General features: G+C 41.0%; 12 protein-coding genes. 11 read left to right on the top strand and 1 reads right to left on the bottom strand.

Annotated elements, in window-relative coordinates; all coding sequences use genetic code 11:
* Positions 1-95 precede the first annotated feature (95 nt).
* From G5A70_RS11920 to G5A70_RS11955, 8 genes are all read left to right on the top strand, one after another.
* Positions 96-695: a helix-turn-helix domain-containing protein gene (locus tag G5A70_RS11920; RefSeq protein ID WP_226853689.1), complete on the top strand. Its 600-nt coding sequence runs from the start codon at positions 96-98 to the stop codon at positions 693-695.
* Positions 696-832: 137 nt separating this feature from the next.
* Entirely contained in the window at positions 833-2,503 is a 1,671-nt protein-coding gene (locus G5A70_RS11925; RefSeq protein WP_173749859.1) for an extracellular solute-binding protein, read from the top strand.
* A 73-nt stretch (positions 2,504-2,576) separates the two neighbouring features.
* On the top strand, positions 2,577-3,536 hold the full coding sequence (locus G5A70_RS11930) for an ABC transporter permease (protein WP_173749860.1): 960 nt from the start codon (positions 2,577-2,579) through the stop codon (positions 3,534-3,536).
* Positions 3,537-3,557: 21 nt separating this feature from the next.
* A complete protein-coding gene (locus tag G5A70_RS11935) occupies positions 3,558-4,439 on the top strand; it encodes a carbohydrate ABC transporter permease (protein WP_173749861.1) in 882 nt (293 codons plus the stop codon).
* A 3-nt stretch (positions 4,440-4,442) separates the two neighbouring features.
* Positions 4,443-5,966 carry a glycoside hydrolase 43 family protein gene (locus G5A70_RS11940; protein ID WP_173749862.1) on the top strand — a complete coding sequence of 508 codons (1,524 nt, stop codon included), beginning with the start codon at positions 4,443-4,445 and terminating at the stop codon, positions 5,964-5,966.
* Positions 5,967-6,000: 34 nt separating this feature from the next.
* The gene (locus G5A70_RS11945) at positions 6,001-7,146 is read left to right on the top strand and encodes a glycosyl hydrolase family 8 (protein WP_173749863.1); all 1,146 of its coding nucleotides are present in this window, start codon (positions 6,001-6,003) and stop codon (positions 7,144-7,146) included.
* Between the two features lie 11 nt (positions 7,147-7,157).
* A complete protein-coding gene (locus tag G5A70_RS11950; protein ID WP_173749864.1) occupies positions 7,158-8,870 on the top strand; it encodes an SGNH/GDSL hydrolase family protein in 1,713 nt (570 codons plus the stop codon).
* Positions 8,871-8,894: 24 nt separating this feature from the next.
* Positions 8,895-10,445 carry a glycoside hydrolase family 43 protein gene (locus G5A70_RS11955; RefSeq protein ID WP_173749865.1) on the top strand — a complete coding sequence of 517 codons (1,551 nt, stop codon included), beginning with the start codon at positions 8,895-8,897 and terminating at the stop codon, positions 10,443-10,445.
* A 115-nt stretch (positions 10,446-10,560) separates the two neighbouring features.
* Here G5A70_RS11955 and hutG read toward each other — a convergent pair whose 3' ends face one another.
* Entirely contained in the window at positions 10,561-11,583 is a 1,023-nt protein-coding gene (gene hutG / locus G5A70_RS11960) for a formimidoylglutamase (RefSeq protein WP_173749866.1), read from the bottom strand.
* Positions 11,584-11,785: 202 nt separating this feature from the next.
* Between hutG and cooS the strand changes: the two genes are divergently transcribed.
* The 3 genes from cooS to G5A70_RS11975 all read left to right on the top strand — a co-directional run bounded on the left by cooS (position 11,786) and on the right by G5A70_RS11975 (position 16,221).
* Positions 11,786-13,678 carry an anaerobic carbon-monoxide dehydrogenase catalytic subunit gene (gene cooS / locus G5A70_RS11965; protein ID WP_173749867.1) on the top strand — a complete coding sequence of 631 codons (1,893 nt, stop codon included), beginning with the start codon at positions 11,786-11,788 and terminating at the stop codon, positions 13,676-13,678.
* 346 nt (positions 13,679-14,024) lie between these two features.
* A complete protein-coding gene (locus tag G5A70_RS11970) occupies positions 14,025-14,534 on the top strand; it encodes a helix-turn-helix domain-containing protein (RefSeq protein ID WP_173749868.1) in 510 nt (169 codons plus the stop codon).
* Entirely contained in the window at positions 14,527-16,221 is a 1,695-nt protein-coding gene (locus G5A70_RS11975; protein ID WP_173749869.1) for an ABC transporter ATP-binding protein, read from the top strand. The genes G5A70_RS11970 and G5A70_RS11975 overlap by 8 nt, the downstream gene beginning before the upstream one ends.
* Positions 16,222-16,243 lie beyond the last annotated feature (22 nt).

Raw genomic sequence — 16,243 nt, forward strand, 5'->3', positions numbered from 1 at the left:
GAAGAGGAAGCAGTATCAATTTAATATAGCAATTATTTAATATTCGTTATACTAGTATTGAAGAATTATTAAAAGCAGTAGAAGAAAATGATGCTTTGAAGATTGAGAAAAAAGCCAGGATTGTATATGAAGAACTAAATCAGCAGAATATGAATTTAGAAATGACCCAGATGAATATGAATTATCTGCTGGTAAATTTGGCTCATTTAGGATTGGGGCAGGATGACAGTCTGAATCAGGATGAAATTATACAATATATCCGGAAAAATGTATTTGAAAACAGTGTACTTAGAGGCGGGAAAGAAAATTTCCAGAGGTTTATGCAGGAATATGGAGAATATTTAGGAGAACTGCGGAAAAACACTTCACGAGGAGTTTTGGGATGTGTAGAAAAGGAAATACGGGAACGTTATCAGGAGAACCTTACCTTAAAAGAATTCAGTAAAAAATATTTTGTCAACAGTGCTTATTTGGGGCAGATGTTTCGCAAGCAATATGGGGTCTCCTTTAAAGAATATCTGAATCATTATAGAATTGAAAAAGCAGCAGACTGTCTGTTGCATACGGATGATAAGATTTATCAGATTGCAGATAAGGTAGGCTACCGAGATTTAGATTATTTTATTAATAAATTTATTGCAGTGAAGGGATGTACCCCTACCAACTATAGAAAAAAGGCAAAATGTGGGGTATAAGTATGTGAAAAGCAGGATAAATTTTCATGATTCTATAAAGAACTAAAATTTGTCCTGCTTTTTGCTGTTGTTTGTCGGGTTGTAAGGAGAAACAAAACTGTTAAAATTAGAGTATCAAAAAACAGGAGGAACGTAATATGAAAAGAAAACAGATGTTAGCCTTTGGACTTACAATTGCTATGGCAGCATCACTTCTCGCTGGATGTGGAGGAGAAAAAAAGGACAAGGAAAAGGAAGAAGGAGGAATAAAAGAGTTTACAGCGTTTTTCGCTGTACCTGGTACAGAAATCAATGATGATAATGAAATCCAGGAAAAAATCGCAGAGATTACCGGGGCGAAATGTAAAGAAACCTGGCTTACCGGACAGACAGCAGAAGAAGCAGTTGGAACCATGATTGCAGGTGGGGAATATCCGGACTTTATTGACGGTGGCGATGCCATGGAACAGTTATATGAAGCAGGAGCATTAGTTCCACTGGATGATTACATAGACGATTATCCTAATATCAAAGAATATTATACAGAAGAGGAGTGGGACAAACTTCGCAAAGATGATGGGCATATTTATTGGATTCAGCAGTTCGGAAATATCTATGGAGAGGAAAAAGCAACTACCCATAATGATGAAGCATTCTGGATTCAGGCTCGTGTGCTGGAATGGGCAGGATACCCAGAAGTAAAAACTATGGATCAGTATTTTGACTTAATTGAGGCATACCAGGAAGCAAATCCTACTATGGAAGATGGAACGGAGAATATTCCATATACCATTCTTTGTGATGATTGGAGATATTTCTGCCTGGAAAATGCACCAATGTTCCTGGATGGTTATCCAAATGATGGATGCGTTATGGTAGATACAGACAAACTTCAGGTTATGGATTATAATACGTCTCCCACAGCTGTAAAATATTTCCAGAAATTAAATGAAGAGTACAAAAAAGGAATTATAGACCCGGAATCCTTTACACAGACTTATGATGAATATATTGCAAAATTATCTACGGGACGTGTTCTGGGAATGATTGATCAGTGGTGGGATTTTGCATACTCTGTAAATGATTCTTTGAAGCAGCAGGGATTAAATGATCAGGGCTGTGATTACATACCGCTTCCAATTACCATTGAAGAAGGAATGAAAAACCAGTGGCACAACTCAGGAAGCGTTCTCAATGTGGCAAGCGGACTGGCTATTACAACAGACTGTGACGATGTAGAAGGCGCGCTTCAGTTTATTAACGACCTTTTAGGACAGGAAGTTCATGATTTACGTTACTGGGGCGTTGAAGGTGTAGATTATGATGTAGACGAGAATGGAGAATATTATCGCACAGAAGAAATGAGGACTCAGGCCTCTGATACGGCTTATAAAGCCTCTCATTTGTGCACGTATTCATATTTTCCACAATATTCAGGAACCAGCAGAGATGGCATCAATGCCATGTCACCACAGAATCAGCCAAGAGAATTTTTTGACGGATTAAATGATGACGTTAAAAAATGCTTTGAAGCATATGGAGCGGAAACTTATGTAGATATGTTGGGAACAAGCGAAGCTCCCGGACCATGGTATCCATTGTATTCCTTTAGTGGTACATTGACAACCAGCACACCGGGAGGTATGGCATGGACCAAGATGGGAGAGGTCAAACATGAGTATTTACCTAAAGTTGTGATGGCAGAAGACTTCGATCAGGCATGGGATGATTATATGAAGGTTTATGAAGACTGCAATCCACAGGCATTTTTAGATGAAATGCAGGCGGAACTGGAACGTAGAATAGAAGAACATGAAAAATACGAATAAAAAATAGAAAACAGAACATAGAGGCTGTCGCTTTAATGTGACAGCCTTACCTTTAAAGAAAAGGAGTGACATTATGACATCGGCGGCAAAACGTAGAAAAAAAGAAAACGTGATGGATCCGGTTCCGAAGATTACGTGGAAAGAAATAAAGAGACAAAAAGTGCTGCTTTTATGGTCAGTGGTGATTGTAATATATGGAATTATTTTCTGCTATCTGCCTTTAGGCGGATGGATTATGGCTTTTCAGGATTATAAACCAAAAGACGGGCTGTTTCATTCTGCGTTTATAGGACTGGAAAATTTTAAATTTTTGTTTTCAGATGCAACGTTTTTGAGAGTTATCCGGAATACACTGGCCATGGGAGTCATTAACTTGGCATCTACCTTTGTGATGGCGATTGTATTTGCTATTTTGCTAAATGAGGTAAAGGCAAAAGGTGGCAAAAAAGTAGTGCAGACCATTTCCTACCTGCCTCACTTTTTGTCATGGATTGTAGTAACTGGTATCCTTCATGATGTGTTATCAGGGACTGGAATTGTAAATGAAATCCTTATGAGATTGAATATTTTGGATCAGCCTTTAAACTTTTTCGCTCATCCTAAATTTTTCTGGCCTATTGTAGCATTTGCAAATGTCTGGAAAGAGACAGGGTGGAACGCCATTATTTACTTGTCTGCTATTACCGCCATTGATCCATCTTTGTATGAAGCTGCCAGTATGGATGGTGCAGGACGTTGGGCAAAAATCAAGCATGTAACACTGCCTGGCATTAAGCCAACGATTATGATTTTGCTTCTCATGAACGTTGGAAATGTTTTAAATGCAGGTTTTGAAATCCAGTATCTGTTAGGAAACGGATTAGTACAAAGTGTATCTCAGACCATTGATATCTATGTATTGAAATGGGGTATCAGCCAGGGAAATTATGCACTTGGTACGGCAGCAGGTATTTTCAAGAGCCTTGTAAGTATTGTTCTTATTGTTATCGCCAACCAAATTGCTAAAAGGCACGGGGAAGAACGATTATTCTGACAGAAAGAGGTGGATAAATAAATGAAGAAAAAATCGACAGCGGATAAGGTATTTGTTGTCTTGAATACGATTTTTATGATTGTCTTTGTAACCATAACATTATATCCGGTATTAAATACACTGGCAATTTCACTCAATGACGGAACAGACGCCCTTAGGGGAGGTATCTACTTATTGCCAAGAAAATGGACGCTGAAAAACTACATTACGATTTTGCAGAAAGATAATCTGATTACAGGAGCTTATATTACAGTGCTGCGAACTATTATTGGTACTATGCTGGCGCTGTTTAGTAATGCAATTCTGGCCTTTATTGTTAGCAGAAAGCGCTTTTTGTTTAAGCGTTCCCTTTCTTTATTTTGGGTTATTACCATGTATGTTAATGGAGGAATGATTCCTGTTTTCTTGCTGTATAAGAATTTAGGTTTGACCAACAGCTTTATGGTTTATGTAATCCCGGGAATGCTCAGTGCATTTAATATGCTGGTAATCCGTACATATATGAATGGCATACCGGATAGTCTGGAAGAATCGGCACAACTTGACGGAGCAGGATATACTACTATTTTTCTGAAGATTATATCACCATTATGCAAACCGGTTTATGCAACCGTGGCATTGTTTGTAGCAGTAGGCCAATGGAATTCCTGGTTTGATGCCATGCTCTATAACAGAATGAGTCCGGAATTTACTACACTTCAGTATGAGTTAATGAAACTGCTGTCTTCTGTAACCAATCAAGGAAGTTCAGCAGAAGCCATGAAAAATGCTATTGGAACCGTAACTCCTACTTCCGTCCGTGCGGCAGCTACTATTTTAACCATGCTACCGATTATCTGTCTGTATCCGTTTTTGCAGAGATATTTTGTAACAGGACTTACCATTGGCGGGGTAAAGGAGTAAATAATGAGTATAAATCCTATTTTGAACATGGATTTTCCAGACCCGGATGTGATTCGGGTAGAGGATACCTATTATATGGTAAGTACCACCATGCATTTTATGCCAGGATGTGTGATTCTCAGGTCTTATGATTTAAGAAACTGGGAGATTGCCGGCCATATTTATGACAGTCTGGATGGTACGAAAGGACAGCGTCTGCAAGATAAGAGAGGTATTTATGGGAAAGGTATGTGGGCTGCTTCTATACGGTATCATAAAAATAAATTTTATGTATGTTTTGCGGCAAATGACACAGGGAAAACCTATCTGTACCACTCGCACACCATTTCCGGTAATTGGAAAAAACAAGAAATAGAAGGTTTTTATCATGACTGTTCTCTGTTGTTTGATGATGATGACAGAGTGTATCTTGTATACGGCAATACAGAGATTCATTTAACAGAACTGGATAGAAATCTAAAAGGGCCGAAAGAGAATGGGATAGACAGAATCATTGTGAAAGAACAGGGAACCTATAGATTAGGGTATGAAGGAGCGCATTTTTATAAGATTCATGGAAAATATTATGTGTTCCTCATACATTCATCTGGTGAAGAATGGTTCAGACGGGAGGCCTGTTTTGTATCGGACAGTATCGAAGGAACCTTTACCGGAGGAGATGTTCTGGCAGATGATTTAAACTATTGCCATCAGGGTATTGCACAAGGAGGAATTGTGGATACGCCGGATGGAGAATGGTATGGGGTTCTGTTTCAGGACAGAGGTGCAGTGGGAAGAATTCCGGTACTGGTTCCTGTGAAATGGGAAAATGACTTTCCTGTGTTTGGTAAACATGGCAGAGTACCGGAACGAATTGAAACAAAAAGTAGCAGGCCCGAATATCAATATACTCCTTTATTTTCCAGTGATGATTTTCAGTATCTTCCAGACAAAAATGGAAAAATTTCATTAAAGGAAGTGTGGGAATTTAACCATCAGCCGGACTCCTTGCACTGGTCAATTGCAGATGGGGAATTTCGAATCCAGTCTGATAAACTCTGTACAAAACTGGAAGAGGCAGTCAACACACTTACTCAGAGAACACGATATCCTAAGTGTGAAGCAGAAGTGACGATAAATGGAAGCGACATGAATGTGGGAGATTATGCCGGAATTAGTGCATTTTTAGGATGTTTCGGATTTGTGGCATTGAAAAAAGAAGAAGATCATATGTCTCTGGTTATGGTAGGAAAGCAGGAAGAGGATGAATCCCTGAATGGAAAGAAAAACTGGGATGCAGGCACAGAGTATGAAAAAATACGAATACCGTCAGATTATGTGAGATTAAAGGTAGCAATTGATTTTGAATATAAGAAAGATGAAGCAGAATTTTTTTATGAGACAGCAAAAGGATGGAAGAAAATTGGAAGAACACAGAAGCTGTATTTTAAAATGGACCACTTCTGCGGATGCCGGTTTGCACTTTTCATGTATTCTACACGTGTTACTGGGGGAAGTGCTGGATTTACCAATTTTATCTATACATAAACATCAGATTACAGAGTAGGAAGGAATCAGGAAGATGTCAGGAGCGTTTGAAACAGAAAATTATAGAAATTTATTCAAAGAGTATGGCTATCCGGAAGAAAAAATTGAGAAAAAATTGAAGGATGCTTTTGAAACTGTTTTTTATGGAACGGAGGCAGAGCGGTTTTATCATGAGGTCGGGGAGGATATGGGCTATCTGGAAGATACAGGAAATCATGATGTCCGCACAGAGGGAATGTCTTATGGAATGATGGTTTGTGTTCAGTTAAATAAAAAAGAGGAATTTGACCGTATCTGGAAATGGGTAAAAACTTATATGTGGATGAGCGAAGGCGCAGGACGCTATTATTTCCGCTGGTCCTGCAGCACAGAGGGAAGTCCGAATTCTGATGGCCCGGCTCCGGATGGAGAAGAATTCTTTGCTATGTCATTATTTTTTGCTTCTCACCGCTGGGGTGACGGTACAGGAATTTTTAACTATAGCCAGGAAGCGAAAAACATTTTAAAAGAATGTGTACACAAAGGAGAAAATGGAAATTTGGGAGAACCTATGTGGGATAGAGAAAACAAATTGATTAAATTTATTCCAGGGGTAGACTTTACAGACCCCTCTTACCATCTTCCACATTTTTATGAATTATTTGCATTATGGGCAAACAAAGAAGACAGGGAGTTTTGGAGACAGGCAGCACAGGCCAGCAGAACATATCTTCATTGTGCCTGTCATCCGGATACAGGATTGTCACCAGAATATGGTGAATACAATGGAGAACCTCATACCGGACATGTAGAACAGTTTGGGCGCCACGACTGGTACTATAGTGATGCTTATCGTACGATAGCAAACATTGGTTTAGATACCTTATGGTTTGGGAAGGACCCATGGCAGAAGGAAATTGCTCAGACTTTCCAGGAATTTTACTGTGTCAAGCAAAAAGGCCACTGGGATGGTGTGTTTCTTATCGATGGAACAAGATTAGAAGAAAAAGCTCTGCATCCGGTAGCTGTAGTTGCAGTAAATGCTCAGGCATCTCTTGCAGCAGATGGGGCATATTCCAGGGAATGTGTGGAAAAATTCTGGAACACACCCCTTCGAACAGGAGACAGGAGATATTATGACAATTTCCTGTATCTGTTCGCACTAATGGCACTAAGTGGAAATTATCGTATTTGGAAATGAGGAATGGGAATATGAGAGGACCTGTGGCACCAAAAAATCCGGAAAAAAAGCGGGCGGGTTTTTATATTATGAGAGAAAAAGAAGTTTTCGGCGCACCTCAGGAAGACGGAAGCGGCGTCCAGTTTTTATATGAATCAGATGGGAGATTAGTAAACAGTGCCAGGATTGTGGGAAATATACAGGACGAAGAAATGCTGAGCTGTTTAAAAAGTGTGGAAGGATTTCGGAGTCTGGTGCATAGTATTGGGGTAAGCATAGACGCCGAAACACCGGAAGAGGATATTGAATTTGTATTTCAAATGTATGGAAAACAGAATCTTTACGGCGGCGGGACTGCTATAAAACTATCTTTAAAGGGAAATGGCATAGAGCAGAAGATTTTACTGGAGCAAATTAAATGGTCTGAGGATGACAAGGAACCTGGGCAGATTCGGTTTCGATTCCCAAAACCAGGCCAAAAGGCGAAAGTAAGTGTGATGCTTTATGTACAGAATGGATTCCAGGTTCCAGAACAAGGTGAGGAAGATACACCGAATCTGACAGGAGAAGCAGCAGAATCTATGATTGCCAGATCTCTTTTGTCACTGGGAAATCCTTTTCGTATGAAAAAAGTCATAGAAAAAGCAAAACAGGGAGAGGATGTCACCCTGGCTTTTATAGGAGGCTCGATTACTCAGGGGGCCGGTGCGGTGCCTATTCACCGGGAATGCTATGCATGGAAGACCTGCTGTGCTTTCAAAGATAGATTTGGCGTCGGGGAAAATGTACATTATCTGAAAGCAGGAGTAGGGGGGACTCCTTCGGAACTGGGAATGATACGGTTTGAAAGAGATGTGCTAAGGAAACAGGAGAAGCCGGATTTGATTGTCATAGAGTTTGCCGTGAACGATGAAGGGGATGAGACAAAGGGTGTATGCTATGAAAGTCTGGTACGAAAGGTTTTGCAGCTTCCCTGGAATCCGGCAGTTATCTTGTTGTTTTCCGTATTTGCAAATGACTGGAACCTGCAGGAGCGGTTAAGTCCGGTGGGATATTATTATCATTTGCCTATGGTCAGTGTCCGGGATGCAGTATCTCCCCAATTTGGATTGCCAAAGGAGCAGGGTGGGGTGATTTCCAGAAATCAATTTTTCTATGATATGTTTCATCCATCGAATCTGGGACACCTAATTATGGCAAAATGCCTGGATTATCTGTTTGAAGCAGCAGATAACAGTTTGGCTGGAAGCGAAGACAGCAGTATCTTACAGGAAAAATGTACTCCTGTTTTAGGCTGCGACTTTCAGGATGTACAACTTTTAGACCGGAAAAGCTTATGCCAGGATGCTGTTATCTGCTGTGGCAGTTTTGATGGTACAGACTGTGATTTGCAGTGTGTAGAAATGGATTTGGATCTTACACCCACACCCCAGTTTCCCTATAACTGGCAGTACAGAGGAGAAGAACTTATACGGGAGATGATTCCATTTACCATGGAGATTACCTGTAAAAGCCTTCTTCTGGTGTTTAAAGATTCTGGGGAAACCAATGCAGGTAAGGCAGAGGTTTATGTGGATCACAAACAGATTCTCACAGCAAATCCCCTCGAAAATGGTTGGACACATTGTAATGCAGTCATTCTTTTTAAAGGGAAAGAGACAAAAACACATAACATAACTATACGGCCGGCACAGGGAGAGGAAAGAAAGAATTTTACCATTCTTGGGTTCGGCTATGTAAAATAAAGCGTCAATATTTAGGAGGTACATATGCTGAAAACCAATAATCCCATTTTAAAAGGTTTTTATCCCGACCCATCCATATGTAGGGTAGGGAAAGATTATTATTTAGTAAACTCCAGCTTTTCTTATTTTCCTGGAGTTCCTTTATTTCACAGCCGAGATTTGGCTCACTGGGAACAAATAGGAAATATTCTGGACAGACCGGAGCAATTATCCTTAGACGGGGGAGAAATTTCCAGAGGCATTTTTGCCCCGGTAATTCGTTGGAATAATGGAACTTTTTATATGATTACTACAAATGTGGATCAGGGGGGAACTTTTGTGGTTACATCTAAGACACCACAGGGTCCATGGTCTGATCCTTTTTATTTGGGAGAGAACGCCAAAGGAATTGATCCCAGTTTGTTTTTTGACGAAGATGGAACCTGTTATTATGTGGGAACACGACCAAACAGCAATGGGGTTCAATATAACGGAGACTGGGAAATCTGGCTTCAGGAATTAGATTTGGAAAATATGCGCCTTATAGGGGAAAGCAGAACTATTTGGAAGGGTGCCATGCAAAATGCTATTTGGCCAGAAGGTCCTCATTTGTATAAAATGGGGGAATATTATTATTTGTTCCATGCTGAGGGAGGAACAGCAGAGGAGCACTGTATTTGCGTTGCACGAACTAAAAGTCTTGAGAAGCCCTTTGAAGGATGTCCCCGCAACCCAGTGTTTACCCACCGGCATTTAGGACGGAATTATCCTGTAACATGTGCGGGACATGGGGATTTAGTAGATGATGGAAAGGGCAATTGGTATATAGTAATGCTGGCCTGCAGAAGATGCAAGGGATGCAGCAGCATGGGCAGGGAAACTTTTCTGGCGAAAGTCCAGTGGGAAGATGGCTGGCCGGTAATCAATCCAGGTATTGGAAAATTGGAAGAGTGGTTGGAACTGCCACAAGAACCTGTGCGTTTCCCAAGAGAGGCGGGAGAGAATCTGTTTTTTCAATTTTACGGAAACCAACTGCCGAAAGAACTGGTGAGTATTTACGGAAGAGATTCTCATATGTATTCATTACATGCAAGGCCAGGTTTTCTGCGCTTACAGGCAGGAAGACATCACGTAGGGGAAAAAGCCAGAAGCACTTATCTGGGTGTGCGGCAAATGGGCTATACCTTCACAGTATCTGCAGGATTGGAATTTATACCCAAGGACAGCCATAGTGGAGCCGGAGTTTTATTGTTCCAAAATCATCGGAACTTTTTGAGGGCAGAAATACGGAATGAGAATGAAGAGCGTACCACCAGTGTAATAGAAACTATAGATGGGCAGGAACGGGTATTGGGTACTGCATCTATCTGTGAAGGACTGATAGAAATCCTGTTTCAGGCAGAGGAACAAGTGGGAAGGATTTACATAGTACAAAACGGGGAGACACGGCCTGTTGCGGAAGCAGTGGACTTACGGCCTTATAGTACTGAATACGCAGGCGGTTTTGTGGGGTGTACAATGGGAATGTATGCTTCCGCTTATGGAAAAGAAAGCCAGGATTATGCAGACTTTGCCTGGTTTATTGTGAAACAATAAAATATAGTAGTACACTTGAAATTATGAAGAAAAAGGAGAAACTGTTATAGTGAAATAGCTTCTCCTTTTTTGTATAAGTCCTCTAAGAACCTGCCGTGTCTGTATGGACAAATACTTAATGGGTAAGTACATCAATTGCCAGATTATTCAGCTTGCACAGCGTGTTTACCACGGCAAAAATCAGCACAGCCCCCAGCTTGGCCGTAGTATTATCCTGGTCAAACCGAGGGGAAATTTCGCAGATGTCAAAGCCTCTGACCTGGCGGGTTCTCAGGATATGTTTCAGCAGAGGAAGCACCGCTTCCGGATCCAGTCCCAGGGTCTGTGTGGCACTTACGCCTGGCGCAAATGCAGAAGAAAATACATCCGTGCAGATGGTAATATAAGCAGAATCACATTCATACAGGAAAGTGTCGATTTTCTCCAAAACGACCGAATAATTGGAGGTTTGAATTTCCTTTGCCAGAATATAATCCGCTCCGATTTCCTTCGCGTATTTGAACAGGCTGACCGTGTTGCTGTGTTCCTGGATTCCCAGAGGCAGATAGTGATAAGCAGCTTGTTCTTTTTTATAAATATCTGCAATCTGACGGAACATGGAGCCTGAAGACGGGCCATGCTCATAAGGTCTTAAATCAAAATGCGCGTCAAAATTGATAATGCCCATATCCAGGGATTCCTTTTTTTTCTTCAAATCGGCGAACTGTCCCTGAAAGTGCCCGAAAGTGGTTTCGTGGCCGCCGCCCAGAACAATGGGAAACAGGTTCATATCCAGAATTTTCTCCACAGCAAGTCCCAAAAGACGCTGTCCCTCCTCCATGCAAATCTCCTCACAGAGAATGTTTCCGGCATCGTAGAACTTTACTTCCTGGGAAAATGTACAAGGGAAATTTGACATTTGTGTCCGGATAAAATCCGGTGCAAGAGCGGTTCCTATACGGCCTTTATTTCGTTTTACCCCCTGCTCACTGCAAAAGCCTATAAACGCAAATCCAAGTTTCCCGTTTTCTATTTCTGTAACTTCGTTTAAATCTAATGGCTGTACCCACTGATGCCAGCGGAAAGCATCGTAATCTGTGGTGCTGTCCACCCGGCCTTTCCAGCAGTCCATGGCCGCAACATAATTGGTCAATCGCATAGTTTTTGAATCCTCCTCGAAGCAGTTATTTTTCCTGAACTTTTTATATCTTATTGTACCATAAGGGACAGTTGGCTGTATAGCGGAAAAAAGTCAAATACTTTTGTATCAATCATTGGTTGATACCTTCAATAAACCGTTGATAGGAAACTTTGACGGAGATTGTTATAATATAGACAAACAAAAATAGTTGGAGGTAGAGATGAGTATATTCAGATTGACAACCATTGAAGAATTTGAACAGGCCACGGAAAGACTTCTGGAAACAGGACAGAAGGTAGGGGCGGATTCCTGGCAGGCCAGAGTGAAGAACCAGACGCCCCACTGTAAGTTTGGAGAAGAGGGTATCTGCTGCCGTATCTGCACCATGGGCCCATGCCGTATTACCAAAAAGGCACCGAGAGGTATCTGCGGCTGTGATGCCCACGGTATTGCAGGACGAAATTTTCTGCGTTTTACAGCCGGAGGCGCAGCAACTCATTCAGATCACGGAAGAGAAATCTGCCATACCCTTCACGCAGCTTCCCCGGATGGCAATTACCAGGTAAAAGATCCGGAAAAACTTATGCGCATTGCAAAAGAATGGGGCTTGGAAACAGAGGGAAAAGACATTTATGATTTGGCACATGAGATGTCCGAACTGGCTCTTTTGGAGTACGGAAAGCCATTTGGCGTACAGCGCTGGTTAAGCAGAGCGCCGGAACACACCCGGAAACTGTGGCAGGCCGCAGAGCTGGAGCCGAGAGCCATTGACCGGGAAGTTTCTACCGCTATGCACATGACCCATATGGGCTGTTCCTCCAAACCGGAAGCACTGGTAAGACAGGCTCTGCGTGCAGGTATGTCGGATGGCTGGGGTGGTTCTATGTGCGGGACGGAATTTTCCGATGTGCTGTTCGGCACGCCAAAAGCAGTGGACACGGAAGCAAATCTTGGGGTTATGAAAGAAGACCAGGTCAATATCATTATTCATGGACATGATCCAAGTCTGTCAGAAATGATTTGCGAATATGCAGAAGACCCGGAAATGATTGCCCTTGCAAAATCTTTGGGAGCGACGGGTATTCAAGTGGCAGGTGTCTGTTGTACATCCAATGAAGTCGCTATGCGAAGAGGTGTTCCTATGGCAGGAAATTTCCTGCAGCAGGAGAACGTGGTACTGACGGGGGCCTGCGAAGCCATTGTGGTAGATGTGCAGTGTATTTTTCCGGCCCTGGGTCCATTGAGCAAATGTTTCCATACGAAATTTATCACCACTTCTCCCATCGCACAGATGCCGGATTCTGATTTTATCCGTTTTAATGCCAAGACAGCAGGGGAAAATGCAAAGCAGATTGTACGCATGGCAGTAGAAAACTTTGTCAACAGAAAGCAGGATTTGGTACATATTCCCCAGATGAAGCAGAAAGCCACAGTCGGTTATTCTGTAGAGGCTATTATCCATGCACTGGATGGTGTGGCAGCAGGACAGGGAGAAGCGCTGGGCACTACCAAACCTTTGCTGGATTGCATTACCTCAGGTGTATTGAGAGGCGCAGTAGCTATGGTAGGCTGTAATAACCCCAGAGTACGTCCGGATTCTGCGCATATAAAATTAATGAAAAAACTGATTAAAAACGATATTCTCGTTATTCTTTCCGGTTGTTCTGCTCAGGCAGCAGCCAGAGCAGGCCTGATGGATAAAAGAGCCAAGGACTTATGCGGAGACGGGTTGAAGAGAGTCTGTGAACTGGCAGATATTCCGCCGGTGCTGCACATGGGTTCCTGTGTGGATATCAGCCGTATGATGGTACTGGCTTCTAAGCTGTCCATAGACTCCGGACTTCCTGTTTCCAAGCTGCCTCTGGTAGGCTGCGCGCCGGAATGGATGTCTGAAAAGGCAGTGTCCATTGGCAACTATGTTGTGGCAACCGGTATTGATACCTTTCTGGGCGTAGACCCTCAGGTCAGCGGTTCTTCGGAAATGGTTTACTGGCTGACGGAAGGCGTACGGGACTGGGTAGAGGCTTCCTACACGGTGGAAAAGGATATTGAAAAACTGGGAGATGCCATGATTGCCCGGATTGAAGAGAAGAGAGCAGCACTGGGAATCTAGTACAGCGAATACTAAGTAACCACCATATTGACTTGCCTAATTGTCCATCTGCATCGTTGTCGTCAATCAGCGTAGCCACCGCTACGCCTCATTCCTCCGCCTTGCATATGGAACAATTATTCTACGTCAATATAGCAGAAACTTAGTATTCGTTGTACTAGAAGAAACTAACAGAAGAGGCCCTTTTGTGAGAGGAGACTGTATTGGCGGCAGTCTCCTTTTTCCGTTTGTATTTCCTGATTTCATAAATCTATTGACAAACGAATAAATCAAGTGTAATATTATAAATAAATAGAATAATAAAAATAAATATAATAATAAAAATAAGTAGACTGGAGGGGAAGGGATGAATAAAACAGAAGTATTAATACATCCGGTAAGATTAAGCATTTTGCAGTATTTGTGCATACACAAAAAAGCTACCACAAGTGAGATTATATCTTCATTACCAGCCGTTTCAAAGGCATCCATTTATAATCATATTAGATTACTTGAGCAGAATCAGATTATAGAAGTGGTGCAGGAAAATAGAATCCGAGGGACCATAGAAAAGATATATTCGCTGAAAAAAGTGGCTAAAAACAATGACTTTAATGCAATATTGACTTTCTTATTATCTTTGCTTTCAGATTTCCAGAAGTATTACGAAAAGGAACCTGATCCCACAAAAGATATGTTGTTTGCAGGGAGAGATTACTTATTGCTTACGGATGCTGAATATCAGCAGTTCATCCAAGAGCATGAAAAATTATGCCAGAAATATTATAGGAAAAACAGTCCGGGAGCAAAACTCAGAAATATTTCAATCATTTCCGCTCCTGTTAATGAGAAAGAGAAGGAGGAGTTAGATGAATAAATACTGCAGACATTCTAAAAACTCCTTGTTTATTTACATGGTATTAAATATTATAACAGCTGTTTTATCCGTGGCAATCGCACTGATTATTGAACTGACAATTAATATAGTAAGTACTGAGCAGATGGATGACTTTAGGAGGATTGTTTTTGGTGCGTTGATTTTTATAGTGCTATATTTTGGATTTAACTATCTAAGGAATTTTTACATGCAGAGAATGATTAATCGTTATATAGGACAATTACGTAGTCTTTTGTTTCGAAAAATAATGTCATATTCGTTTGTTGGTTTTCGGAAATCTTCAACATCAGATTATTTGTCACTTCTCACAAATGATATTCAGATTTATCAGGAAGGAATAGTGAGAAGTAAACTCTGTGTAGTACAAAATGTCATATCAGCAACAATTGTACTGCTGGCTCTATTGGGCACAAACATAAGTATCACTTTTCTGATTATTACATGTACAGTAATTATTTATTTTTTGCCACGTCTTTTTAATAAGAAGATTTCTCTGGCACAGGAAAAGGTTTCAAAACGACTTGCTCTTATAACTGGGACTGCGTCAGATTATTTGGAAGGATTTTATGTGATTAGTACATACAATTATCAGGAAAAAGCAGGAGAAAAATTTGATTCTGCGAATGAAAAATATTATGAAAAAAAGAATTCACTGGATAAAAATCTATCCAAAAGTGAGACATTTTCCTCCGTTCTGTCCGTTGCGACAGAATTGCTGGTACTGTTTGTGTCGGCTCAATTTGTGTTTATGAATATATTAAATGTCGGGGAAATGGTTGCGGTGATGCAGCTGACAGGTGCATTTGTTCAGCCGTTGATACTCATTATGACAAATTTGCCAAAGATTTCTGGTGGCCGGGCAATAGAGGAACGATTTTTAAGCATATTGACTGTAGATGAAAATGATAGGGGAAACCAAAAAGAAGAATCTGCATTACTTCTTTTTGAAAAAGACATTGAACTGTGTAATATCAGTTTTTCTTATGAAGGGCAGAAGGAAATATTACATGAAATTTATTTGAAAATACGAAAAGGTAAGAAATATGCAGTAGTAGGAGGCAGCGGTGCAGGAAAGACAACATTAATCAATCTTATTAACGGTATTTATAAGCAGAACGCAGGAAATATTCTGGTAGACGGATGCGGTATTGAAAACAAATATCGTCAATATATCAATTTGTTTGCAACAGTTGGTCAAAATACTTTTTTGTTTCATTCAACCGTACAAGAGAATATTACACTTACGGAAAAGGAAGATGCAAAACGTTTGGTGGATGCCTGCACAATCAGTGGAGTCTTGGAATTGATACAAGATCAGAAATGTAGGCTGGAGCAGGTAATACAAGAGAATGGAGCAAACTTGTCAGGAGGGCAAAAGCAAAAAATAGCATTGGCACGGGCTGTTTATCATGAAAAGCCGATATTGATTCTTGATGAGGGAATGTCGGCGATTGATAAGAAAAGTGCTTATGATATAGAGAAACGGCTTCTTAGTAGGAAGAATGTGACATTACTGTCGATTACGCATGATATTCATTCTCCGCTTTTAAAAGAATATGATGAAATTATCTTTCTTGTAGATGGTGGAATTGAAATGGCAGGCAGTTATAATGCCGTTTTTGAACATAGCGAGAAATTTCGAGAATTTTTGAATGGAACTGGTTGATGCTTTATCAAAAAAAGGGGGT

Origin of the sequence: Blautia hansenii (genome assembly GCF_013304445.1) — a bacterium.
In the GTDB taxonomy this organism is placed as follows: domain Bacteria; phylum Bacillota; class Clostridia; order Lachnospirales; family Lachnospiraceae; genus Blautia.